Source organism: Novosphingobium sp. DS6-6 (genome assembly GCF_057784975.1).
Window position 1 is genome coordinate 1 of the sequence record NZ_JBYNTS010000014.1, and the last position, 21,178, is coordinate 21,178.

The following is a 21,178-nucleotide window of genomic DNA, read 5'->3' on the forward strand; positions in this document are numbered from 1 at the left end:
AAATCGTCTCTGAATATCACGAGCATCGCCCCCAACACCGACCTTTCAGCGGCAAGGCCAACGGCGAAATCGTCACGCCACTCCGCCGCGCCAGCAACCACCCGGTTTTTGCGGGTCTCCATATTGCTCAGTGGCTGGCTGAAAAGGCTCCCGGGATCATACGTGAACGTGTGGACTTTATCCTAGACGCCACCTTGGGGCCGGAGCCTGACGGTGAAGCCGCCGATGAGATTGGAGAGCAAGCAGGATGACCGCAATCGATCCCATGAAGGTGATCGCTAAGCATTGGGATTCAACCCCGGTGCCGATTGACGCGATCATCAGAGATATTGGCTTGTCGCTAATTTATGAGCCAATGGACGACAATATTTCAGGTTATATCGAACGGCAGAACGGTAGTTACCGGATTGTCGTGAACTCGACCCATGCCCCCACGCGGCGGCGATTCACCGCCGCTCACGAGTTAGGCCACTACATCTACCATCGCGACCTTCTTGGTGAAGGTGTTGGCGATAACCGGGCATACCGAACGGAGGGGACCGACCGCCCCAACGTGAACATTCGCCCCATCCATGAGCGCCAAGCTAATAGCTTCGCCGCGAACGTATTGATGCCACGGCATAGACTGAATTCCGTGGCTGGGGAATCCACCGCTGCGCTTGCGAACCGGTTTGGCGTTTCGCAAGCAGCCATGAAAATCCGTCTTGGTAGGTAATCAAAACAGCGTCGGTTATTTTGGTTGAGGCTTAGGCAAGGCTAGTGTCATTTGCACCATAGTCTTGCCGTAATGCTCCGCAACCTTTTCACGCAACTCTCTCATATCATTGCAGGTTTTTGCCATACCCACAACTTCGTAACAGCGAGAAACGAGTTGGCGGACGCCAATATTCTCAGTTAGCTGGCGATGCCAATGCACCCCTTTTTCAGGTTTGTTGTCCTTCAAATATTGCGCAACGTCAGCATCCAACGTGTCGTAGATAAGCTCAATAACTAACTTACCCCACCAACGTGGACGACTGTGCAGGGGGCCAGACCAGTTTGTGAGTCGGCCAAACTCTTGCCATAATTCATCAGGGAAAGTTTTTTCCCATACTCTCAACTCATCTGCAATGAAGGCGCGTAGCTTCACCTGTAGCGCGTCTTCGGCGCGCTCATACTGGTAGCCAGTCGCTTCATCGACCAGTGCGTCAAGGCCGAGTCTCACAAGGCCGGAGCTAATGACCGCACATTTGATTGCGATTTCGCGCTGTCGGTCAGTCAGATCAGCTTTTTCGTAAAGCGCCTTCACATACGCGCTCAGGATAATCTCGAAATTAGCCGTAGTGAGGCCATTGCCTTTGAACTGTGTTCCGGGGATTGAGAACTCAATTAGTTCGCCCAGCACTAACTCACTGTTTATAAATGGCTTTAGCGCTGATACCCCGATGTAGTTGCCCAGGTTGCCACTGTCCGCGCCGGAGATAGCTCGGATTGCAGATCGAAGTGCAAGCACTCTCTCACCTGTATCCAGCACATAGCAGTCGATTGGGTCGCCACCGAGATCAATCTTCCCCGGCCATTGCGCGTAGGGGGATTCAGGCAAACGCGATAGCGCACCTGCCTGTGGCTGTTCAGGCGCTGCCACCATAGCTTTGGCCACTTCGTCAAACGCCGCGTCAATCGGCTCAATCATCTTCTTGTCATCAGGCATTGATCAAACCCTTGTAGGTGAGGCGCTTACCAACCGCGCGGCTAAGGGTCATGTCGATGAACGGCATGGTTCCAGCCTGTGCAGTGTTGTGGCGGAATGAGAACTCGTTGACGTAGCGATGCAGGTGCTTCGCGCTCATATAGTGGTAAATGCCGATGTAGCCGCGCTTCAGGAGCGACCAGAAGCTTTCAATGCCATTGGTGTGGGCCATGTCGCTGACATATTCGCCAACGGTGTGGTTGATCCGAATGTGATTGAAGCCAGCAGCAGCAAGGCCGACATAGCCGCCGTGGGTGTCAGTGACGACCGTAGCACCGGGATTGGCGTGTTCACGAACAAAAGCGCCAAGCGTCGGGGCCTTGGTGTCTTCTACGATTTCCGCACGGACTTCGCCGCTTTCAGCACGAATGCCAACCACTGCAATTTTGCCGACCATGCCGCGACCAGCGCGAAGCTTCTTGTTGGCGTGCTTATTCTTTTCACGGCCACCGATGTAGGTTTCGTCAACCTGCACATGGTCACCCATGCCGCCGTCCTGTCCAGACAGCCACGTTTCGCGGATGCGCTGTGCGAGGAACCATGCCGACTTCTGCGTGATGCCAAGTTCGCGCGCCATCTGTGTTGACGGGATGCCCTTGCGCGCCGTGGTCATCATGTAGATCGCCATCAGCCACTTGTGGAGCGGCAGGCGGCTTTCAGCAAGCACGGTGCCAGTGCGAACACTGAAGTGCTGGCGACAGTCGCGGCAGCGGTAAGGCATTGGCTTGTGGTTCTTGACTTCGGCAACCGACAAGCTGCCGCAGTGGGGGCATGAGACTTCACCGTTCCAGCGGTTGCGCTCGAAATATTGCCGTGCAGCTTCCTCATTCGGGAAGCGCTCGAAGAACTGATACAGGCTGACGGTTTCGGGCTTGTCGGTCATGACAACCTAACTAGCCAGATTTTTCGATGCCGTCAAATTATTTTTGGCTAGTTAAGTATATAGGCCCCAACAAAATGGGCTAAACCGCGTTCGCCAGCAATTCCTCCGCGCCGCCCAGGTCGACGCTGACCAGGCGGGAAACGCCGCGCTCGGCCATTGTGACGCCAAACAGGCGGTGCATGCGGCTCATGGTCACGGCGTTGTGCGTCACGATCAGGTAGCGGGTGCGGGTTTCGGCCACCATCGTATCGAGCAGGTCGCAGAAGCGTTCGATATTGGCATCGTCGAGCGGCGCGTCCACTTCGTCGAGCACGCAGATCGGCGCGGGGTTGGTAAGGAACAGGCCGAAGATCAGGGCGATCGCGGTCAACGCCTGTTCGCCGCCCGATAGCAGTGTCAGCGATTGCAGGCGCTTGCCCGGCGGCTGGGCCATGATTTCCAGGCCCGCTTCCAGCGGATCGTCGCTGTCCACCAGCGCGAGGTGGGCTTCGCCGCCGCCGAACAGGCGGGTGAACAGGCGGCGGAAATGGCCGTCCACCGCTTCGAACGCGGCGCGCAGGCGTTCGCGGCCCTCGCGGTTGAGACTGCCGATCGAGCCGCGCAGGCGGTTGACTGCTTCGGCGAGTTCGGCCTGTTCGGCAAGGCTCGTCGCCTGGCGCGCCTCGGCCTCGGCCAGTTCGTCGGCAGCCACCAGGTTGACCGGGCCAAGGCGCTCGCGTTCGGCCAGCAGCCGTTCGTGGGCGACGCTTTCGAGGGCGGCGTCCTCCACCTCCGCGCCGGCAAAGGCAAAACGTTCGGGCAGAAGCGGGGGCGGGCACTGGAAGCGTTCGCCCGAAAGCGTGGCCATTTCCTGGCGGCGCTGGTCTTCGTGGGCGGCGCGGGCCTGGGCCGTGGCGCGCGTTTCCCGCGCCGCGGCAAGCGCTTCGTTGGCCTGGGCCAGGGCCGCGTCGGCCGCCTTGCCCGCGCTTTCGGCCTGGGCCAGCGCGGTTTGCGCCGTGGCGAGATCCTGCGCCAGGCGGTTGCGGATCGATTCGCCCTGGTCGATTTCGGCCATGAGCGCGGCGGGCCGAGCGGCACCGGCCGCACGCTCGGCAGCAAGGTCTTCCGCCCGTGTGGCCATCTGCGCCAGGCGCCGGGCAGCCTCGCCGGCGCGGGCCTGCCAGTTGCGCATGTCGGCCTTCATGCCGCCCAGCCTTTCCCGGCCCACGGCGAGGCCCTGCTCCAGCGCGGCATGGGCCGCCATCGCCTGTTGCAGCACCGCGCGCGCGGCCTGGTGCCGGTCGCGCGCGGCGTCCACCGCGGCGCGGCCATGGGCGGGGTCGGGCAGGGCCGCCTGGCGCGCCTGCGCCGCCTCCACCTCCCGGCGGGAGAGCGCCATCTGCTCCGCCAGCGTGGCCTCCTGGCGGGCGAGGTCTGCCAGGCGGGCCTCGCGCTGGGCGCGGGCGGCCTCGGCCTGATCGAGCGCGCGCAGAGCGCTGCGCTCGGCCTCGGCCGCCTGGCCGATGGCCCTTTCCACCCCGGCCCATTCGGCCTGGACCCGGGCCAGGCCGTCGCGCGCGGCATCGTGCGCGGTTTCCGCCGCCTGCACCGCCGCTTCCAGCGCCGGGCGGCGCCCTTCGAGATCTGCCAGGCGATTGTCCGCCTCGAGCACGGCAGCCTCAGCCGCGCCTTCGCCCCGTGCCACGAAGCCGTCCCAGCGGCGCAAGTGCCCGGCGCGCGTGACCAGCCAGGTGCCGGGGGCCAGCGTCTGGCCTTCGTCGGTTTCCACCGCGCGCACCAGGGCCAGCCGCGCACGCAGTTCGGCGGGGCAGATAGACACTTGGCGCAGCAGGGCATCGTCCAGCGGTTGGGGCAGCGGTTCGGGCAAGGGGGTGCCGGTCCAGAACCGCCCTTCGCCGGCATCGGGCGCCGGCCCCAGCGGCGCCATGGCATCGCGGCCCAGCACGGCGGCCAGCGCGCGCTCCCATCCCGGCACCGCCCTGCAGCCGGAAAGGGCGGCTGGCCCCTGCCCACGCGCCGTGGCGGCGCTGGCCCGCGCCGCCTTGTCGCGGGCCAGCGCCTCAGCCTCGCGCGCCACGCCGGCAAGGTCTGCCCGCGCGGTGGCGAGCGTGTTGGCGGCATTATCGCGGGCCTGCGCCAGATGCTCGCGCGTGCTGGCCAATTCCTCGCGCCGGGCGCGGTGGGTCGCCAGCGCCGCGGCGGCTTCGGCCCGGCGGTTTTCCGCGGCGGCCAGCGCATGGGCCGGATCGGGTTGCGCGGCCAGATCGTCGCCTTGTGCGGCCAGGCGCTGCTCGTCGGCAGCAAGGCGGGCCAGTGCCGCCTGGGCCGTGGCCAGCGCGGCCTGCGACACGCGCCACTCCGCTTCCACCCCGGCCTGTTCGGCCTGGGTCTGGGCCTGGGCCAGTTCGGCGGCGCGCGCGGCGCGTTCGGCGTCTTCCAGCGCGGCGGCAAGCAGCGGCCGGCGCGCCTCTTCGGCCAGAAGCGCGCTTTCCGCCCCGGCGAGATCGCTTTCCAGGCGGGAAAGGGCCTGCGCTGCCTGGGCCGTCAACTGGTCGGTCTGGGCGCGATCTTCGGCAATGGTGTGCAATTGCCGATCGATATCGGAAAGCCGCTGTTCGGCCGCTTCCAGTTGCGCGGAAAGCGCGGCCATGCGCTGGCCATGGGCTGCTGCGTCTTGCCGGCGGTCGAACAGCTCTTCGCGCGCGGCCGCCATAATTGCGGCTGTAGCGTGCTGCCCTTCCTGCGCTGTGGTCGTCGCGGCCTGGGCCGTAGCCACCGCCGCATCGGCGCGCGCGGCCTCTTCGCGCGCGGCTTGCGCGGCGTTGGCGGCATCGCGCCAGCGGGCAAATACCAGCCGCGCTTCGGCAACGCGGATGCGTTCGGACAGGGCGCGATAGCGTTCGGCCGCGCGGGCCTGGCGGCGCAGCGTGGCGATCTGCCCGTCAAGGCCCGCCATCAGGTCTTCCAGCCGGGCCAGGTTGGCCTCGGTCGCGCGCAGTTTCTGTTCGGCATCGCGGCGGCGCACGTGCAGCCCGGCAATGCCCGCGGCCTCTTCCAGCATCATCCGCCGCTCGGCCGGCTTGGCCGCGATCACCGCGGCGATGCGCCCCTGGCTGACAAGGGCCGGGCTATGCGCGCCGGTGGCGGCATCGGCAAAGATCAGCCCGACGTCCTTGGCCCGCACGTCGCGCCCGTTGACGCGATAGGCAGAGCCCGCGCCCCGCTCGATCCGGCGGACCACTTCCAGTTCGCCACCCCATTGGTCCTGCGCGTCGGTCTGCGCGGTCAGCGATACTTCGGCAAAGGCACGCGCGGGGCGGCTGGCGCTGCCGGCAAAGATGACGTCGTCCATCCCCGCGCCGCGCATGGCCTTGGCCGAAGCCTCGCCCATGACCCAGCGCAGCGCTTCGAGCAGATTCGACTTGCCGCAGCCGTTGGGCCCGACCACACCCGTCAACCCCGGTTCGATGCGCAATTCGGCCGGTTCGACGAAGCTCTTGAAACCGGACAGTTTCAAGCGCTGGAAATGCATGATCCCCCCGTGCCCCCTCGGGAATCAGCGCGCGCCGGCGCGTTGCAGGATCGGCTCAAGCTCCTCCCAGGTCGCCACGTCCAGCTTCTTGCCGTTGAGAATGAACGTGGGCGTGCCGGTGATCGCGTACTTGTCGCTCGACGTCTGCGTATCGTTGGCCAAGGCTTCGGCCTTGCGCGTATCGGCCAGGCAGGCCAGCGCCTGATCGCGGGCGATGCCGCGCGCGCCGAAGAATTCGATCAGGCCTCCCTTGTCGGCCATCACGGTGAACAGCTGCGCGGGCGGCAGGTTCTTGCCCTGGATGTCCTGGGCCACGGGTTGCAGCCTGGCGAAGATGTCCCTCTGGTTGGCGTAGACCTGCTGGGTCAGCGCAAAGAAGCTTTCCGGTGCGCCGCAGTGCGTCAGCACGGCCATGGCGGTGTCGAACGGATCGCGCACGAAGTTGCGGAACTCCAGGCTCACCCGTCCGCTGTTGACATAGGTATCACGCAGCCTGGGAAAGCCCTTTTCCTCGAAATCCGCACAGTGCGGGCAGGTGAGCGAGCCGAACTCGATCAGCTTGATCGGCGCATCGGGATTGCCCATGACATAGCCGCCCTCGACATTCCTGCTGACCACGTCGCTCCAGGCCTTGCCGGCGGGCGACGCCACCGTTGGCAGGGCGGCGGCGGTTTCGGCCGTGGGGGCGGCGGCATCGTCCTTCTTGTCGCAGGCGGCAAGGCCAAGCGCGAGCGGCAGGGCCAGAAGGGCAAGGCGGACAGTGGCAAACGTCATCGCAGGTCTTTCCCGTATCGGAAGGGCAGAGGAAAAGGGTGGCAGGCGGTCAGTTCATGCGCGCTTCGATCTGGGGCTTGAGCGCGGCCCAAGTGCGTGTGCCGGCCAGCGTCACCCCGTTGATCATGAACGTGGGCGTCCCGTCGACATAATCGTTGTCGATCGCCGCCTTGGTGCCGGCCGCCAAGCGGTTGGCCAGGCCTTCGTCGGCCAGGCAGCGATCGAGCGCGGCGCGGCTGAACCCGCGCGTGGCCATCAGATCATAGAACTTGAAATCGCCGGCGATCGCGCGGGTGCGGCTGGCAAAGGGCCCTGCGAGCCAGCGTTGGCGCTGCGCGTCGGTGGCGGTCGTCATCAGCTCCAGCCACTCCTGCTGGCGGCCAAGGAAGAGAAGATGCGTCTGCCAGAACTGTGCCGTAGGCACGCAATGGGTGAGCAGGGCGACGGTCATGTCCACCGGGTCGCGCACGATGTTCCGCACCTCGATCGAGCCCTTGCCCGGCGCGATGAAGCCCAGGCGCAACTGGGCATCGGCCTCACGCGTGAACGCGGCGCAGTGCGGGCAGGTATAGCTGATGTATTCCACCAGCTTGACCGGGGCATCGGGGTTGCCCAGCACGAAACTGTCGCGCGGCGTGCGCATCGCGGTCTGGGTCCAGTTGCGGCCGGTCGGCGGGGCGGCGTGGGCGGGGCCGGCCAGCGGCGAGACGGCGAGAGTGGCGAGTGCAAGCAGGCGGGCGAAGGCATGATGTTTCATCGTCATTTCGCGATATCCCCGTTTTCCGTGTCGTTCCTGCCGCTGGCTTCTCCCAGCGAGCGCGCCAGCGATTCCAGCACAGCGCGCAGTTCCGGATCGCCGATGGCGCGCAAGCCGTCGCCCAGGTCCATCGGCACCGGTTTGAGCGCCGGCGGCGCCAGCGGCGCGGGGCCTGTCGGGCGCGGCGCCTGAACCACGCCTTGACGCAGTTTCACTTTGGCGACCGCGCGATAGCCGAAGAAGCGGTTCACCCGTTCGATGATTTCGGGCACGACATGCTGGATAAGCGGTGCATGCGCCGGCGTCACGACCAGTTGCAGGATGCCGTCGGCCTTTTCGCCCGGCGCGAAACGGATCGATTCGGGCATGCAGTGGCGGGCGTGGGTCCCTCCCACGATTTCCGGCCAGCGCGTGACGACGGAGCTTTGCACGAAGCCGAAGCGGCGGAAGGCGGTGCGGCCAATGGCGGGCATCAGATCGGCGATCTGGCGCGCTTCCCCGCCGCGGGGGCGTTCAGGCGCCGTGGCGGCCGGCCGGGCGGCTGCTTTATCGGCGGCGGCCTTTCGGGCAGGGCGTGGCTTGGGCAGATCACTTTTCATCCTGGGCCTTGCCATGCCATAGCGGCGCCATGCAAGCCAGTGGCCATCCCGATAATATCCCCGTCCACTGCGACGCCCATGTCATGGATCGCCCGCCCGCCGGTGTCGCGCCGGCGTTGCTTGCCTGGTACGATGGGCACGCCCGATCCCTGCCGTGGCGTTGCCCGCCCGGCGCCGGCGTGCCCGCGCCCGATCCCTATCACGTCTGGCTGTCTGAAGTGATGCTGCAGCAGACGACCGTCGCCGCGGTCCGCGCTTATTTCGAAAAGTTCGTCCGCACCTGGCCCACCGTGCAGGATCTGGCCGCGGCCGACGATGCGCAGGTCATGGCGGCATGGGCGGGGCTGGGCTATTATGCCCGCGCGCGCAATCTGCTCGCCTGCGCGCGCGCCGTGGCGGCCCGGGGCGCCTTTCCCGATAACGAAGCGGACCTGCGTGGCCTGCCGGGCCTGGGCGCCTATACCGCCGCGGCCGTGGCGGCGATCGCGTTCGATCGGCGCGCGGTGGTCGTCGATGCCAATGTGGAACGGGTGGTGGCACGCCTCTTTGCCATCGATGCGCCTTTGCCCGGCGCGCGCCCGGCGATCCGCGCTGCGGCCGATACGATCACGCCGCAGGCCCGCGCCGGCGATTTCGCCCAGGCGATGATGGACCTGGGCGCCACCGTCTGCACGGTCAGGGCGCCGCGCTGCCTGCTGTGTCCGCTGCGCGAGGCCTGCCAGGCGGCGCACAGCGGGCGGGCCGAAGCGCTGCCCGTCAAGGCAGCGAAGAAAGCCCGGCCCCAGCGCCGTGGTCAGGCTTTCTGGGTCGAGCGCACCGGCGCCGACGGGCAGGCCGAAGTGCTGATGGTGACGCGGCCGGGCAAGGGCCTGCTGGGCGGCATGCGCGCCTTGCCCGATGACGGGTGGAGCGCGCGGGCCGATGGCCACGGCCAGGCGCCGATGGCCGGCCCATGGCAATCGGCCGGCGTGGTGCGCCACGGCTTCACTCATTTCGATCTCGATCTGCAATTGCTGGTGAGTGAAGGACCGGTGCCGGCCCATATCCCCGGCGCGCATTGGTGGCCCCGCGCCGCGGTGGAAAACGCCGGGTTGCCAACGGTCTTTGCCAAGGCCGCGCGGCTCGCCCTGGCCGGTACGCGCAAAGCTTGAGAAAGGGTTTGGCGATGACGCATGACGGGATGACTTCGACTCTGAACCTGGCTCTGGCTCTGGCTCCGGCCCCGGCGCTCAGCCGCCGCGCCTTGCTTGGTGCGGCTGGCCTGCTGGGTGGCGGGCTGTTGCTGCCGGGCTGGGCCAGCGCTGCCCCCGATCCGCGCCTGCCGGCGCTGTCGGCCCTTCTCGATGACTATGTGCGCCGGGGGAAGCTGGTGGGGGCGGTGGCCAGTCTGGGCTGGGGAGATGCGGCCGCCGAGATCGTGGCCCGCGGCACCGGCACCCGGGGCGACACGCGGCCGCTCGACGAAAACAGCCTGTTCCGCATCTATTCGATGACCAAGCCGATAACCGGCATGGCGGCGATGATGCTGATCGACGAAGGCAGGCTCAAGCTGGATCAGCCGATCGCCGATTTCCTGCCTGCCTTTGCCCGGATGAACGTGCTGGCGGATCCGGCCGGCCCCATCGACAAAGTGGTGCCCGCCCGGGCGCAGATCACGGTGCGGCACCTGCTCACCCATACCGGGGGGCTGGGCTATACGATCGTGCAGACCGGCCCGATCCGCGACGCCTATGTCGCGGCGGGAATCACGCCCTTCGCCATCAGCCGCGTGCCCGTGCCCGGTTCCGGGCAGACCCGCCCCGCGCCAAGTCTCGCGGCCTTTGCCGAAAGGCTGGCCGCCCTGCCGCTGGTCTATCAGCCCGGCACGCGGTGGTCCTATTCGGTTGGGCTCGATCTCCTGGGGCGGGTCATCGAACTCGCTTCGGGCCAGGAATTCAGCGCTTTTCTGAAAGAGCGACTGTTCGATCCGCTGGGTATGACGAGCACCAGGTTCCGGCTGCGTCCGGCCGACGTGCCCCGGTTCACCACCAGCTACGTCGTCACCGACGGCCGCCTTCTGCCGCTGGACGGGGCGAGCAATTCGATCTTTCTCGACCGGCCCCCGTTTTCCTTCGGGGGCGCCGGGCTGATCAGCTCGCCCCGTGACTACGACCGGTTCCTGGCCATGCTGCTGGGCGGCGGGGTTTTTGCCGGCAGACGGATCATGCGCCGGCAGGCGGTGGACCTTGGCACCAGCAACCTCTTGCCGCCCGTGGCGAATACGGCGGGCACCGCAGTGGCCGGGCAGGGCTATGGCGCGGGCGGCCGGGTCGGGCTGGGCGAACGGGCGGGCACGTTCGGTTGGTCGGGCGCGGCGGGGACGATCGGTTTCATCAGCAAGACGGCCGGGGTCCGCGCCGGTTTCTTTGCCCAGTATTCCCCCACCACGGTCTATCCGCTGGACCGCGCCTTTCCCGAGGCGGTGCGCAGCGACGTGCGCGCGCGGCTGCTGGCGCAAGGCAAGGCGGCGGCATGACGGGCGTGGCCGCGCGGGCCGGCGCCCCGGCGCCGATCGCCTATTCCGGCAATCCGTTCGACCGCGCCGATGCGATACGCGGCGATCCGGCGCGGCTCGCCGCCGTCCAGGCCGCGCCCGGCGCGCGGCTGCTGGTGCTCGATGGCCTGGCGCCTGCCTTTGCCGCCGACGGCGGGCTCACCTGGGTGTCGCTCGACCGCGTGCCAGCCGGGGCCGAACTCGTGTTCCTGGGGCTCGATGCGGCCGGCTGCGGGTGCTTTGCCGCGGTGCTTTCGCGCCTTGCCGGCAGCACCGCACCCGCCGCGCCCGATCTGCGCGCGCTGCTCGATGCCATGCCGGTGCACGACCTGGCGATCTATGGCGCTGCGCGCAGCCTGGTCGATTGGCATGCGCGCCACCGTTTCTGTGCCCGCTGCGGTCATGCCACCCAGGCGGCCAAGGGCGGCTGGCAGCGATCTTGCAGCAATCCCGCTTGCGGCGCCGAGCATTTTCCGCGTGTCGATCCGGTCACCATCATGCTGGTCGAACACGATGACCGCCTGCTGCTGGGGCGCCAGCCCCGTTTTCCCGCGGGGCGCTATTCCACGCTCGCGGGATTTGTCGAGCCTGGCGAGACGGTGGAAGAGGCCGTCGCGCGCGAAGTGCTGGAAGAAGCGGGCGTCAAAGTGCACAGCGTGCGCTATGTCGCCAGCCAGCCTTGGCCCTATCCCTCTTCGTTGATGCTGGCCTGCCACGCGATGGCCGATGATCCCGCCATTGTCGTCGATCGGACCGAGCTGGAAGACGCGCGCTGGTTCACCCGCGACGAAGTGGCCGCCGCCCTGGCCGGCAGGCCGGATGCGACGTTCGGCGCCCCGCCGCGCAGCGCCGTTGCGCGATACCTTATGGAATGGTGGATGGCACGTTAGAACGGGAAAGGCCCCGCTTCCGGTCAGCGGGGCTTCCTGCGCCAGGCCTCAGCCCCGATAATGGCGATCGGCATGGCGGATCTTGTGGTGCAGCGCCCGGCGATCATGGCGCAGGTCACGGCGATCGTGACGCAGTTCATGCCGGGCGATATGCGCCGCGCGCACGTTGCCCCGGGCGCGGGCCATGGCCAGAGCATAGCGATCCCGGCGCACTTCGGCACGGTCCCGATGCACTTCGTGGCGTGCGGCGACGACAGCGGGGGCATCGAGAGGATGAGCGTTGGCAGCGGCCGGCGCCGCGACAGGCGCCAGGGCGGCAGCGGCGATAAGGGCGAGGACGAGCTTGCGCATGGATCGAACTCCTTGAGCGGGCCGTCCCTCGGCAAAGCGCCGGGGTCTGTCGGCCACCAAGAAATCATGCCGCCCCGCTGCTGAACGCTTGCAAAAGCGCTTTGCAAGAAACCGCTCAGGTTTGTCGTGTTCACGAAGCAAACTGTCGCATGATTGTTACCTGGCTTGTGCATTTCCCGGCCGTGGCGCTTGCACGGCGCCAATCAGGCCCTACACTCGGGCTGCAGCGGTTTAACGAAAGGAGCGCGAAAACCCCTTCCCATGGCTCGCAAATTCCCTCGCGCCCATGAAGAGGCGCATCGCGACATGACCTTCGACCGCCCTGGGCACCGTGCCGGAACACCCGGCGGCGCCACGGTCAAGCCGGAAGGCCCCCGCCGCGCGCGCGTGGAACTGGAATTTGAAGAGCAGACGATGCTGGGTGCGCTATTCGGGCAATTCGACACCAACCTGGTCCAGATCGAAAACCGGCTTGGCGTCTACATCTCTGCCCGGGGCAACAAGGTTCTGATCGAGGGCCCGGAAGACGCCGTCGCCCGCGCGCGCGACGTGCTCAAGGGCCTGTACCAGCGCCTCAACACCGGGCACGAGATCGATAGCGGCGCGCTGGAATCGCTGATCGCGATGAGCGCGGAACCCACGCTGGAAGGGATCATCACCGGTACGCCCGGCGCGGCCCCGCCGATCATGATCCGCACCCGACGCAAGACCATCGTGCCGCGTTCGGCCACGCAGATCGCCTATATGCAGGCGCTGGTAAAGAACGACGTGATCTTTGCCCTGGGCCCGGCGGGCACCGGCAAGACCTATCTGGCCGTGGCCCAGGCGGTGGCCCAGTTGATGACCGGATCGGTGCAGCGCCTGATCCTGTCGCGCCCGGCGGTGGAAGCGGGTGAGCGGCTGGGCTTTCTGCCCGGCGACATGAAGGAAAAGGTCGATCCCTATCTGCGCCCGCTTTACGACGCGCTTTACGATTGCATGCCGCCCGAGCAGGTGGAGCGGCGCATGGCCAGCGGCGAGATCGAAATTGCCCCCATTGCCTTCATGCGCGGCCGCACGCTGGCCGATGCTTTCGTCATTCTCGACGAGGCGCAGAACACCACGCCGGCGCAGATGAAGATGTTCCTCACCCGCTTTGGCCAGAACAGCCGGATGGTGGTGTGCGGGGATCCCAGGCAGGTGGATCTTCCCGGCGGCGTCGCGGCCAGCGGCCTTGCCGATGCGGTCGGCCGGCTGAACGGGGTCGACGGCATCGGCGTCGTTCATTTCACCCGCGCCGACGTGGTGCGCCACCCCATCGTCGGCCGGATCGTGGAAGCTTACGAAGGCGCGGACGGCTGAACGCCGGGCTCTGCCATGTCGGCGGGGTGGCGCGGGCCGCCCCGCCGTGCCAAAGCCGAATCAGCACCTGCCGTCCCTTTTTGCACAGGCGATATCGAATGACCGCGCCGGTTCTGGAAATCGACATCGATCCGATCTGGGGAGACGCCACCGATTGGGAGGAACTCGCCAACCGCGCGGCCGAAGCGGCGGCCCGGGTTGCCCCTGAACTGGCGCATCCCAACCTGCTGGTCAGCCTGGTGCTGGCCGACGATGAGGAAGTGCGCGGGTTGAACAAGCAGTGGCGGGCCAAGGACAAGCCCACCAATGTCTTGTCTTTCCCGATGCTTGCCCGTGAAGACGTGCTGCGCGCGGCGGCCGATGAAAGCGCGCCGGGGATGCTGGGAGATGTGATCCTGGCCCATGGCGTATGCAGTTGCGAAGCGGCGGAGAAGGGCCTGCCGGTGGCAAGCCACGCGGCCCATCTGGTGATCCACGGCCTGCTTCATCTGGCCGGCTACGACCATGAAGAGGGCGATGCGCAGGCCGAAGAAATGGAAGACATGGAACGGAAGGCGCTTGCTTTGCTGGGCCTGGCCGACCCATATGCGTGATCTGACGAACAGACGAAGGAGCGATGTCCGTGCCCGAGGGCAATGGACCGGGCGGTGAAAACCGTTCGGGCGAAGGCGACAGTAGCAGCGCGTTGTGGCGCGCGATAAGGGCCTTTTTCCGGGGGCCCGACCATGACCAGTCGCTGCGGGCGCAGATCGAGGAAGCGATCGAGGAGCACGAGCACGAACCCGGCCATATCGAGAGCGCGGATGGCGATCTCGTGCCCGTGGAGCGGCAGATGCTCAAGAACCTGCTGCATTTCAGCGAACGCGATGCCGATGACGTGGCCATTCCGCGTGGGCAGATCATTGCCATTCCCGCCTCGTCCACTTTTCCCGAAGTGGTCGCCGCTTTTGCCGGTCACGGTCACAGCCGCCTGCCGGTCTATGGTGAATCGCTGGATGAAGTGCTGGGCATGATGCACATCAAGGACGTGTTCCCGATTGTGGCGGACATGGCTTTCAAAGGCACGCAGCCGCCGCAGGACTGGACCGTGCTGATGCGCCAACCCTTGTTCGTGCCCCAGGCGCGCAGCGCGATCGACGTGCTGGCGGACATGCGCGGCAGCCGCACCCACCTGGCCGTGGTGATCGACGAATATTCCGGCACCGACGGGATCATCACTTTCGAGGATCTGGTCGAAGAAATCGTCGGCGACGTGGAGGACGAGCACGACGATGCCCCGGAAGTGCTGCTCAACCGGCTCGATCACGATACCTGGGATGCCGATGCCCGTGCCGAACTGGAGCACGTCGCCCAGACTATCGACCCACGCCTGGCCGAGATCGAGGAAGACGTCGATACGCTGGGCGGCCTGGCCGTTGTCCTCGCGGGCGAGGTGCCGCCGGTGGGCCGCGTGCTGGAGCATGGTTCGGGCTGGCGGCTGGAAGTGACCGGCGGCGACGAGCGCCGGCTGACGCGCCTGCGCCTGCATGCCCCCGTCACTGCCATCGCCGAACAAGAAGACGCCTGATGATCCGCCGCCTGCCCCCGCTGCGTTCGCTCGAAGCTTTCATCCGCGTGGTGCGCGCCGGCTCTGCCAAGACGGCGGCGGCCGAACTGGCGCTCAGCCCGTCGGCCCTGTCGCGGCGGCTCGGCGCGCTTGAGGAATTCGTGGGCAAGCCACTGTTCGAGCGCAAGCATCAGGCGCTCAAGCTGACCGAAGACGGCCAGACCCTTTACAACGCGGTGGCACCGCTGATCGACGAAATGGCCGACCGCATCGACAGGATGATCGATACCGGCAAGGTCATGCGCCTGCGCCTGGGGGTACTGCCCCTGTTCGGCAGCCAGCGCCTGTTTCCGCGCCTGGGCGAACTGCGCAAGCTGCATCCGCAATTGCACATCGATATCGACAGCTCGACCGCGGCCGAAACCAAGCTGGGCGATACGATCGATGCGGCCATCATCCTGTCGGAAGGGCCCGATGCCGCCCTGCATGCCGTGCGGCTGGATCACAATCGCGTCTATGCCATTGCCAGCAAGCAGCTTGCCGCCGAACTGGGCGATCGGCCTGACATGGCAACACTCGCCAGGCAGACGTTTCTGGTGCACAACGATCTGCCCGCCAGCTTCGAGGCCTGGAAGCGCACGCTGCATCTTGAAACGCTGGAGCCAGCGGCGATCGACCATTTCGATTCGGGCCAGCTCATCCTGGAAGCGGCCGCACAGGGCCTGGGCATCGCCATCATGCACGATGACCATTTCACCCGCAGCCACGATCCGCGCCTTGCCCGCGTCTATGACATCGAGGTGGACAGCCCTTATTCCTACTGGTTCGTCTGCCGCCCGCGTGCCCTGCAATCGCGCCCGGTCAGACTGTTTCACGACTGGATGCTGAAAGCCGGGCTGTAATGCCAGGCAAAAGAAACGAGGCCCCGGATTTGATCCGGAGCCCCGCTCGCATCGCATCTGGCTTGGTCAGGCGGCTTGCACCACCGCCTTGCGGATCACGCCGGGATCCTTGGGCGGCTCCCCCTTGGGCAGCGCGTCGACATGCTCCATGCCGCTCTCCACTTCGCCCCAAACGGTGTACTGGCGATCGAGGAAGCGCGCGTCGTCAAAGCAGATGAAGAACTGGCTGTTCGCCGAATGCGGATAGCTGGTGCGGGCCATCGAGCAAACGCCGCGCACATGGGGGTGATCGTTGAATTCGGCCTTGAGGTCCGGCTTGTCGGAACCGCCCATGCCGGTGCCCTGCGGGCATCCGCCCTGCGCCATGAAGCCGGGGATCACGCGGTGAAACTTCACCCCGTCATAAAAACCTTCCGAAACCAGTTCCTTGATGCGCTCCACATGGCCGGGGGCCAGATCGGAGCGCAGCTTGATCACCACGTCGCCCGAATCCAGCGACAAGACCAGTTTTTCTTCAGACATCGATCACTCTTCCTTGCCAAGAATGCCGCCGATATAGGGCCTTTCCGCCCAAAGTCACGCCGCACTGCACCATTGCATTTGGCCCATGATGGCCTATCCCCGCCAGGATGGACGAACGCCCGCCCCTGGAACCGAACCCGCAGATCGAGGCCGATGCCGCGTTGATCACCGCGCCCGAGATGGCGCGCAATTCGCAGGAACTGGACCAGGAAGACAACACGTTGCGCCCCTCGTTCCTGCGTCGGGTGACCGACGCGCTGGACGCGGAAGACCAGGAAACGGTCTATAACCTGGTCGAGCCCCTGCACCCGGCCGACATCGCCGACTTGTTCGAACTGATCGGCCAGGAATACCGCACCCCGCTGGCCCGCGCGATCAACGATCTGCTCGGCTCCGACGTGCTGGCCGAACTCAACGACTGGGTGCGCGACGACCTGGTCGAGGAACTCGACCCGGAAGAGGTGGCCGAGCTTGCCGAACAGATGGAGACCGACGACGCCGTCGCGTTGATCGGCGATCTCGACAAGGAAGACCAGGCCGCGGTTCTGGCCGAGATGGAGCCGGAAGACCGCGCCGCAATCGAAAGCGCGCTGTCCTATCCGGAAGAGTCGGCCGGCCGTCTGATGAGCCGCGATCTGATCGCGGTGCCCGAGCATCTCTCCGTGGGCAATCTGCTCGACTACCTGCGCCGCGACGACGACGATCTGGCTAACGAATTCTGGGAAGTGTTCGTCGTTGATGTAAAGCACCGCCCGGTCGGCACCTGCATGCTGTCCTGGCTGCTGCGCGCGCCGCGCGACGTTCCTCTGGCCGACGTGATGAAGCGGGACCAGACGCTGATCCCCGTCACCATGGATCAGGAGGAAGTGGCGCTGCGGTTCCAGAAGTATGCGCTGATTTCGGCCGCGGTAGTTGACGATAGCGGCCGCCTGGTGGGCCAGATCACCGTGGACGACGTGGTCCACATCATCCAGCAGGAAGCCAGCGAGGATATCCTGCGCCTGTCGGGGGCGGGCGACGGCGATATCAACGAACCGATCGCGCTCACCGTGCGCACCCGCCTGTCGTGGCTGGTCGTCAATCTCGGCACCGCGATCGTGGCCTCGTCCGTGGTCGGGCTGTTCCAGGGCGCCATCGCGCGCTATGCCCTGCTGGCGGTGCTGATGCCGATCGTTTCGGGCATGGGCGGCAATGCGGGCACGCAGACGCTCGCCGTCGTGGTGCGCGCGATCGCCACCAACCAGCTGACCAGTTCCAACACCGCGCGCATGATCCTGCGCGAGTTGCGGATCGCGCTGACCAACGGGCTTTCGCTGGGCGCGCTGATCGGGCTGGGCACCACGCTGGTGTACGGCAACGTGCATCTGGGCGCGGTGATCGCCGCGGCCATGGTGATCAACAATCTGGTGGCGGGCCTCGCCGGCATCCTCGTGCCGGTCAGCCTCGATCGGTTGCGAGTGGATCCCGCTGTCTCTTCGGCCGTATTCGTGACGATGGCCACCGATGTCATGGGGTTCTTCTCGTTCCTGGGCCTGGCCGTGGTGACCGGCCTCGTCCGCTGAGACGAAGACATCCTGAAAGATTGCCGCAATGCCTTTGCACATGACCAAAGTGGCCTATGGTGCCCAGTCGCTGGCCGAGATCCATGCATGGTTTTCCGAGGGGCACCGCCACGGCGCCACCGGCATCGCGCGCCTGACCACGCGCAACTGTCCGCGCCGCCACGCCGAAATGATCGGCGGCTCGCTGTACTGGATTCTCAAGCACCAGCTGGTGGCGCGCAGCGAGATCGTCGGTTTCGAGGATACCGACGGCGGGCGCACCAACATCCTGGTTTCCACCCGGCTGATCGACGTGGTGCCCAAGCCGCGCCGCGCCCATCAAGGCTGGCGCTATCTGGACGAAGCCGATGCTCCGGCGGATCTGGGCGCAGACGATGCCGGCGACGTGCTGCCGGCAACCGTCGCCGGCGAGCTGGCCCGGCTGGGCCTGGTCTGACGGGATCAGGCCACCAGTCTGCCGGAGAGGGAATTGGGCCCTGCATCCACCAGATCGACGGTAACCAGATCGCCGATCGCCACCGGGCCGGTAAAATGCACCGATTGCAGCCAGGGCGATTTGCCCAGCCACTGGCCGGGATGGCGCCCGTGCCGTTCCACCAGCACCTGGCACCGCCGACCGACACTGGCCTGATTGAAAGCCGTGGCATCGCGCACCAGCGCGGCCTGAAGGCGCTTGAGCCGCTCGTCCATGATTTCGGCCGCAACCTGTCCGTCCATCGTGGCGGCAGGCGTGCCCGGGCGGGGCGAATACTTGAAGCTGAACGCCTGGGCATGGCCCACCGTGGCCACAAGGTTCAGCGTATCCTGAAATTCCGCCTCGGTTTCCCCCGGAAAGCCGACGATGAAATCGCCCGAAAGCGCGATGTCGGGCCGCGCCGCGCGTACCCGCGCGATGACCGCCAGATAACTTTCCACCGTGTGGCTGCGGTTCATGGCCCTGAGCACGCGATCGTTGCCTGCCTGGACCGGCAGGTGCAGGAACGGCATGAGCTTGTCGATTTCCCCATGTGCGGCGATCAGGCCTTCGCTCATATCGTTGGGATGGCTGGTGGTATAGCGGATGCGGGCAAGATCGGGCTCGGCCGCCAATGCGCGGATCAGACCATCCAGGCCGATGGCCCGGCCCTTGTCGTCCTCGCCGGCCCAGGCATTGACGTTCTGCCCCAGCAGCGTGATTTCGCGCGCGCCGCCCGCCACCAGCAGCTTGGCCTCTTCCACCAGATCGGCAAACGGGCGCGAGATTTCGGCGCCACGTGTGTAAGGCACCACGCAATAGGTGCAGAACTTGTCGCAGCCTTCCTGCACGGTGAGAAAGGCGCTGGGGCCGGAACGGCGGCGCTTGGGCAGAGCGGCGAATTTCGCCTGTGCGGGCATGTCGGTTTCGGTGCCGGGGCGGCCTGCGGCCGCATCGGCAACCATTTCGGGCAAGCGGTGATAGGCTTGCGGGCCGACCACCACTTTCACCGACGGCGCCCGCGCCATGATTTCCTCGCCCTCTGCCTGGGCCACGCAACCTGCCACCGCGATCAATGGCGCGGTTCCGTCGGCCCGGCGCAGGCGGCCGATATCGGAATAGACCTTTTCCGTCGCCTTCTCGCGGATGTGGCAGGTGTTGAGCACGACCAGATCGGCGCCTTCGCGGTCGGGCGTGGCGGTCATGCCCTGGGCAGCGAGCAGTTCGGCCATGCGCTCGCCGTCATAGACGTTCATCTGGCAGCCGAAGCTTTTGACGTGAAACGTCCGGGGGGGATTCGATGCGGGCATAGGCGGCGGCCCATAAGGCAAACCGCAGGGAAATAGAAGCCGCCTTGCGGCGGGGAGCGCTTGCCCCGTCAGGCCGCCCGGTCGTGCTTGTCGCGGCTGTAGCCCACCTGCGGAACATCGAGATGGAACGGGCGCAGCGGCTGGCCCAGATTGCGTTCCATCGCCGGCACGATGCGGGCGCGCGCCTGGGCGGCGATGGCTTTGCGGCCCGGATAGTCGCGCGGGTCGAACGGTTCGAGGAAATGGATGTCCAGCCGGAACGACCCGCGTCGCGCCAGGATGCGCAAGGCATTGGCAAGCCCGCCCTCGGTGCCGATCCAGCCGATCCATTCGGCCACGGCACCGTAATCCAGCACGACCGGCTGCACCAGCACGCCCGGCGGCGGCGGTTCCAGCACGCGCAGCATCGATGTCTTGAACGGCAGCAGCGACTGCCCGTCGGTGGTCGTGCCTTCGGGAAAGACGGTGATCGCCCAGTTGTCGGCCAGAGTTTCGCGCAGGCGGTTGATCTGTTCGGCTACGCCCAGCCTGTCTTCCCGGCTGACGAACACCGTCCGGTTCAGTCCTGCGAGCCAGCCCACGATCGGGGTCCGGCCGACTTCCGCCTTGGACACGAAAGCCGTGCCGCTGGCCCCGCCCAAGGCCAGGATGTCAAGCCATGACAAGTGGTTGCTGATGTAGAACACATCGCGGCGCAGCGGTGTGCCATGCACCCGCACGCGCGCCCCGCACAGCCGCGCGGCCATGAACAGGAAAAGACGCGGCAAGGGCGAACCGTAATGGACGGTGCGCCAGACGTAATGCAGCGGCACGCAGACCGCCAGAGCCAGCACGATGCCCAACGCGCGCCACGCGATGCGCAGCTTGCCAAGCGTATCGATCGGCGCGTTGCGTTCCGGCCCGGCACCCTGCTGGCGTGCCATGGGGTCAGCTATCCCGGCCCAGCCTGACGCCGTAAAGTTCCATGCGATGATCGACCAGGCGATAACCGAGCTTTTCCGCGATCTGACGCTGCAACTGTTCCAGTTCGGGATCGACGAATTCGATGACCCGGCCGCTCTCCACGTCGATCAGGTGATCGTGGTGCGCCTCGGGCGTGGCTTCATAGCGGGCACGGCCATCGCCGAAATCGTGGCGATCGAGAATCCCGGCTTCTTCGAACAGGCGCACGGTGCGATAGACCGTCGCGATCGAGATGCGCGGATCGCGCGCGGCCGCGCGCTCGTGCAGCTTTTCCACGTCGGGATGGTCCGTGCTTTCCGACAGCACTTGCGCGATAACGCGGCGCTGGTCGGTAATGCGCAGACCGCGCTCGGCGCAAAGGGCTTCGAGATCGATCAGTCGGTGCACGCTGTTCTCGTCTGTCTGAGAGGTTCGCCGGCACTATAGGGGAATTCGCCGTGCTTGTTAACCGGGCACGCAGGCGGACCGGGCGAACCCGGCAAGCCAAGGTAGGCCAGTGCGGAATAACGGATAATCGCGATCGGCGCGCC

The 21,178-nt window shown here is 66.3% G+C and carries 22 protein-coding genes; 11 read left to right on the forward strand and 11 right to left on the reverse strand.

Annotated features, from left to right (window positions below; all coding sequences use genetic code 11):
* Positions 1-251, forward strand: a 251-nt coding sequence (locus AC3EDY_RS14255) for a hypothetical protein (RefSeq protein ID WP_488573167.1), incomplete at its 5' end; no start/stop codon positions are given.
* On the forward strand, positions 248-715 hold the full coding sequence (locus AC3EDY_RS14260) for an ImmA/IrrE family metallo-endopeptidase (RefSeq protein ID WP_488573168.1): 468 nt from the start codon (positions 248-250) through the stop codon (positions 713-715). The genes AC3EDY_RS14255 and AC3EDY_RS14260, both read left to right, overlap by 4 nt.
* A gap of 15 nt (positions 716-730) precedes the next feature.
* On the opposite strand, the gene AC3EDY_RS14265 is transcribed toward AC3EDY_RS14260, so the two are convergent.
* The 6 genes from AC3EDY_RS14265 to AC3EDY_RS14290 form a co-directional block, all read right to left on the reverse strand.
* A complete protein-coding gene (locus AC3EDY_RS14265) occupies positions 731-1,690 on the reverse strand; it encodes a P63C domain-containing protein (protein WP_488573169.1) in 960 nt (319 codons plus the stop codon).
* Positions 1,683-2,612 (reverse strand): IS1595 family transposase, encoded by a 930-nt coding sequence (locus tag AC3EDY_RS14270; RefSeq protein WP_488573170.1) that lies wholly within the window; start codon positions 2,610-2,612, stop codon positions 1,683-1,685. Before AC3EDY_RS14270 ends, AC3EDY_RS14265 begins: the two co-directional genes overlap by 8 nt.
* Before the next feature lie 79 nt (positions 2,613-2,691).
* Positions 2,692-6,144: a chromosome segregation SMC family protein gene (locus AC3EDY_RS14275; RefSeq protein ID WP_488573171.1), complete on the reverse strand. Its 3,453-nt coding sequence runs from the start codon at positions 6,142-6,144 to the stop codon at positions 2,692-2,694.
* A 24-nt stretch (positions 6,145-6,168) separates the two neighbouring features.
* Positions 6,169-6,918 carry a thioredoxin domain-containing protein gene (locus AC3EDY_RS14280; protein WP_488573172.1) on the reverse strand — a complete coding sequence of 250 codons (750 nt, stop codon included), beginning with the start codon at positions 6,916-6,918 and terminating at the stop codon, positions 6,169-6,171.
* Between the two features lie 49 nt (positions 6,919-6,967).
* Positions 6,968-7,681 carry a thioredoxin domain-containing protein gene (locus tag AC3EDY_RS14285; RefSeq protein WP_488573173.1) on the reverse strand — a complete coding sequence of 238 codons (714 nt, stop codon included), beginning with the start codon at positions 7,679-7,681 and terminating at the stop codon, positions 6,968-6,970.
* A complete protein-coding gene (locus tag AC3EDY_RS14290; RefSeq protein ID WP_488573174.1) occupies positions 7,678-8,274 on the reverse strand; it encodes a DUF721 domain-containing protein in 597 nt (198 codons plus the stop codon). Before AC3EDY_RS14290 ends, AC3EDY_RS14285 begins: the two co-directional genes overlap by 4 nt.
* An 83-nt stretch (positions 8,275-8,357) precedes the next feature.
* Between AC3EDY_RS14290 and AC3EDY_RS14295 the strand changes: the two genes are divergently transcribed.
* Genes AC3EDY_RS14295 through nudC form a run of 3 tightly spaced genes read left to right on the forward strand, consistent with a single transcriptional unit; the run spans position 8,358 to position 11,697 of the window.
* On the forward strand, positions 8,358-9,425 hold the full coding sequence (locus AC3EDY_RS14295) for an A/G-specific adenine glycosylase (RefSeq protein ID WP_488573224.1): 1,068 nt from the start codon (positions 8,358-8,360) through the stop codon (positions 9,423-9,425).
* Positions 9,426-9,439: 14 nt separating this feature from the next.
* A complete protein-coding gene (locus AC3EDY_RS14300; RefSeq protein WP_488573175.1) occupies positions 9,440-10,789 on the forward strand; it encodes a serine hydrolase domain-containing protein in 1,350 nt (449 codons plus the stop codon).
* Entirely contained in the window at positions 10,786-11,697 is a 912-nt protein-coding gene (gene nudC / locus AC3EDY_RS14305) for an NAD(+) diphosphatase (protein ID WP_488573176.1), read from the forward strand. The genes AC3EDY_RS14300 and nudC overlap by 4 nt, the downstream gene beginning before the upstream one ends.
* Positions 11,698-11,745: 48 nt before the next feature.
* On the opposite strand, the gene AC3EDY_RS14310 is transcribed toward nudC, so the two are convergent.
* Positions 11,746-12,048: a hypothetical protein gene (locus AC3EDY_RS14310; protein ID WP_488573177.1), complete on the reverse strand. Its 303-nt coding sequence runs from the start codon at positions 12,046-12,048 to the stop codon at positions 11,746-11,748.
* 261 nt (positions 12,049-12,309) lie between these two features.
* Here AC3EDY_RS14310 and AC3EDY_RS14315 point away from each other — a divergent pair, with 261 nt between their 5' ends.
* The 4 genes from AC3EDY_RS14315 (at position 12,310) to AC3EDY_RS14330 (ending at position 15,837) form a co-directional block, all read left to right on the forward strand.
* Positions 12,310-13,389 carry a PhoH family protein gene (locus AC3EDY_RS14315; protein WP_488573178.1) on the forward strand — a complete coding sequence of 360 codons (1,080 nt, stop codon included), beginning with the start codon at positions 12,310-12,312 and terminating at the stop codon, positions 13,387-13,389.
* Between the two features lie 98 nt (positions 13,390-13,487).
* Positions 13,488-13,982, forward strand: a complete 495-nt coding sequence (gene ybeY, locus AC3EDY_RS14320) for an rRNA maturation RNase YbeY (protein WP_488573179.1) — start codon at positions 13,488-13,490, stop codon at positions 13,980-13,982.
* Positions 13,983-14,011: 29 nt separating this feature from the next.
* Positions 14,012-14,956, forward strand: coding sequence for a hemolysin family protein (locus AC3EDY_RS14325; protein ID WP_488573180.1), 945 nt, complete (start codon positions 14,012-14,014; stop codon positions 14,954-14,956).
* Positions 14,956-15,837 (forward strand): LysR substrate-binding domain-containing protein, encoded by an 882-nt coding sequence (locus tag AC3EDY_RS14330; protein ID WP_488573181.1) that lies wholly within the window; start codon positions 14,956-14,958, stop codon positions 15,835-15,837. Before AC3EDY_RS14325 ends, AC3EDY_RS14330 begins: the two co-directional genes overlap by 1 nt.
* A gap of 66 nt (positions 15,838-15,903) precedes the next feature.
* On the opposite strand, the gene AC3EDY_RS14335 is transcribed toward AC3EDY_RS14330, so the two are convergent.
* On the reverse strand, positions 15,904-16,359 hold the full coding sequence (locus AC3EDY_RS14335; RefSeq protein WP_488573182.1) for a peptidylprolyl isomerase: 456 nt from the start codon (positions 16,357-16,359) through the stop codon (positions 15,904-15,906).
* 107 nt (positions 16,360-16,466) lie between these two features.
* On the opposite strand from AC3EDY_RS14335, the gene mgtE reads away from it, so the two are divergent.
* The gene (mgtE, locus tag AC3EDY_RS14340) at positions 16,467-17,921 is read left to right on the forward strand and encodes a magnesium transporter (RefSeq protein ID WP_488573183.1); all 1,455 of its coding nucleotides are present in this window, start codon (positions 16,467-16,469) and stop codon (positions 17,919-17,921) included.
* A gap of 28 nt (positions 17,922-17,949) precedes the next feature.
* Positions 17,950-18,357 carry a DUF1489 domain-containing protein gene (locus tag AC3EDY_RS14345; protein WP_488573184.1) on the forward strand — a complete coding sequence of 136 codons (408 nt, stop codon included), beginning with the start codon at positions 17,950-17,952 and terminating at the stop codon, positions 18,355-18,357.
* A gap of 5 nt (positions 18,358-18,362) precedes the next feature.
* On the opposite strand, the gene miaB is transcribed toward AC3EDY_RS14345, so the two are convergent.
* From miaB to AC3EDY_RS14360, 3 genes are all read right to left on the reverse strand, one after another.
* Positions 18,363-19,685, reverse strand: a complete 1,323-nt coding sequence (gene miaB / locus AC3EDY_RS14350) for a tRNA (N6-isopentenyl adenosine(37)-C2)-methylthiotransferase MiaB (protein ID WP_488573185.1) — start codon at positions 19,683-19,685, stop codon at positions 18,363-18,365.
* Positions 19,686-19,753: 68 nt separating this feature from the next.
* Complete coding sequence (locus tag AC3EDY_RS14355; RefSeq protein ID WP_488573186.1) at positions 19,754-20,608, reverse strand: lysophospholipid acyltransferase family protein; 855 nt, start codon at positions 20,606-20,608, stop codon at positions 19,754-19,756.
* A gap of 4 nt (positions 20,609-20,612) precedes the next feature.
* Positions 20,613-21,035 (reverse strand): Fur family transcriptional regulator, encoded by a 423-nt coding sequence (locus AC3EDY_RS14360; protein WP_488573187.1) that lies wholly within the window; start codon positions 21,033-21,035, stop codon positions 20,613-20,615.
* Positions 21,036-21,178 lie beyond the last annotated feature (143 nt).

Excerpts from the sequence above, each read along its gene's own strand:
- AC3EDY_RS14290 (WP_488573174.1), bottom strand. The coding sequence starts at position 8,274 with ATGAAAAGTGATCTGCCCAAGCCACGCCCTGCCCGAAAGGCCGCCGCC.
- ybeY (WP_488573179.1), top strand. The coding sequence starts at position 13,488 with ATGACCGCGCCGGTTCTGGAAATCGACATCGATCCGATCTGGGGAGAC.
- AC3EDY_RS14345 (WP_488573184.1), top strand. The coding sequence starts at position 17,950 with ATGCCTTTGCACATGACCAAAGTGGCCTATGGTGCCCAGTCGCTGGCC.
- AC3EDY_RS14330 (WP_488573181.1), top strand. The coding sequence starts at position 14,956 with ATGATCCGCCGCCTGCCCCCGCTGCGTTCGCTCGAAGCTTTCATCCGC.
- AC3EDY_RS14310 (WP_488573177.1), bottom strand. The coding sequence starts at position 12,048 with ATGCGCAAGCTCGTCCTCGCCCTTATCGCCGCTGCCGCCCTGGCGCCT.
- AC3EDY_RS14285 (WP_488573173.1), bottom strand. The coding sequence starts at position 7,681 with ATGACGATGAAACATCATGCCTTCGCCCGCCTGCTTGCACTCGCCACT.
- AC3EDY_RS14275 (WP_488573171.1), bottom strand. The coding sequence starts at position 6,144 with ATGCATTTCCAGCGCTTGAAACTGTCCGGTTTCAAGAGCTTCGTCGAA.
- mgtE (WP_488573183.1), top strand. The coding sequence starts at position 16,467 with ATGGACGAACGCCCGCCCCTGGAACCGAACCCGCAGATCGAGGCCGAT.
- AC3EDY_RS14260 (WP_488573168.1), top strand. The coding sequence starts at position 248 with ATGACCGCAATCGATCCCATGAAGGTGATCGCTAAGCATTGGGATTCA.
- AC3EDY_RS14295 (WP_488573224.1), top strand. The coding sequence starts at position 8,358 with ATGGATCGCCCGCCCGCCGGTGTCGCGCCGGCGTTGCTTGCCTGGTAC.
- AC3EDY_RS14300 (WP_488573175.1), top strand. The coding sequence starts at position 9,440 with ATGACGCATGACGGGATGACTTCGACTCTGAACCTGGCTCTGGCTCTG.
- AC3EDY_RS14315 (WP_488573178.1), top strand. The coding sequence starts at position 12,310 with ATGGCTCGCAAATTCCCTCGCGCCCATGAAGAGGCGCATCGCGACATG.
- AC3EDY_RS14270 (WP_488573170.1), bottom strand. The coding sequence starts at position 2,612 with ATGACCGACAAGCCCGAAACCGTCAGCCTGTATCAGTTCTTCGAGCGC.
- AC3EDY_RS14335 (WP_488573182.1), bottom strand. The coding sequence starts at position 16,359 with ATGTCTGAAGAAAAACTGGTCTTGTCGCTGGATTCGGGCGACGTGGTG.
- AC3EDY_RS14280 (WP_488573172.1), bottom strand. The coding sequence starts at position 6,918 with ATGACGTTTGCCACTGTCCGCCTTGCCCTTCTGGCCCTGCCGCTCGCG.
- AC3EDY_RS14265 (WP_488573169.1), bottom strand. The coding sequence starts at position 1,690 with ATGCCTGATGACAAGAAGATGATTGAGCCGATTGACGCGGCGTTTGAC.
- AC3EDY_RS14355 (WP_488573186.1), bottom strand. The coding sequence starts at position 20,608 with ATGGCACGCCAGCAGGGTGCCGGGCCGGAACGCAACGCGCCGATCGAT.
- nudC (WP_488573176.1), top strand. The coding sequence starts at position 10,786 with ATGACGGGCGTGGCCGCGCGGGCCGGCGCCCCGGCGCCGATCGCCTAT.
- miaB (WP_488573185.1), bottom strand. The coding sequence starts at position 19,685 with ATGCCCGCATCGAATCCCCCCCGGACGTTTCACGTCAAAAGCTTCGGC.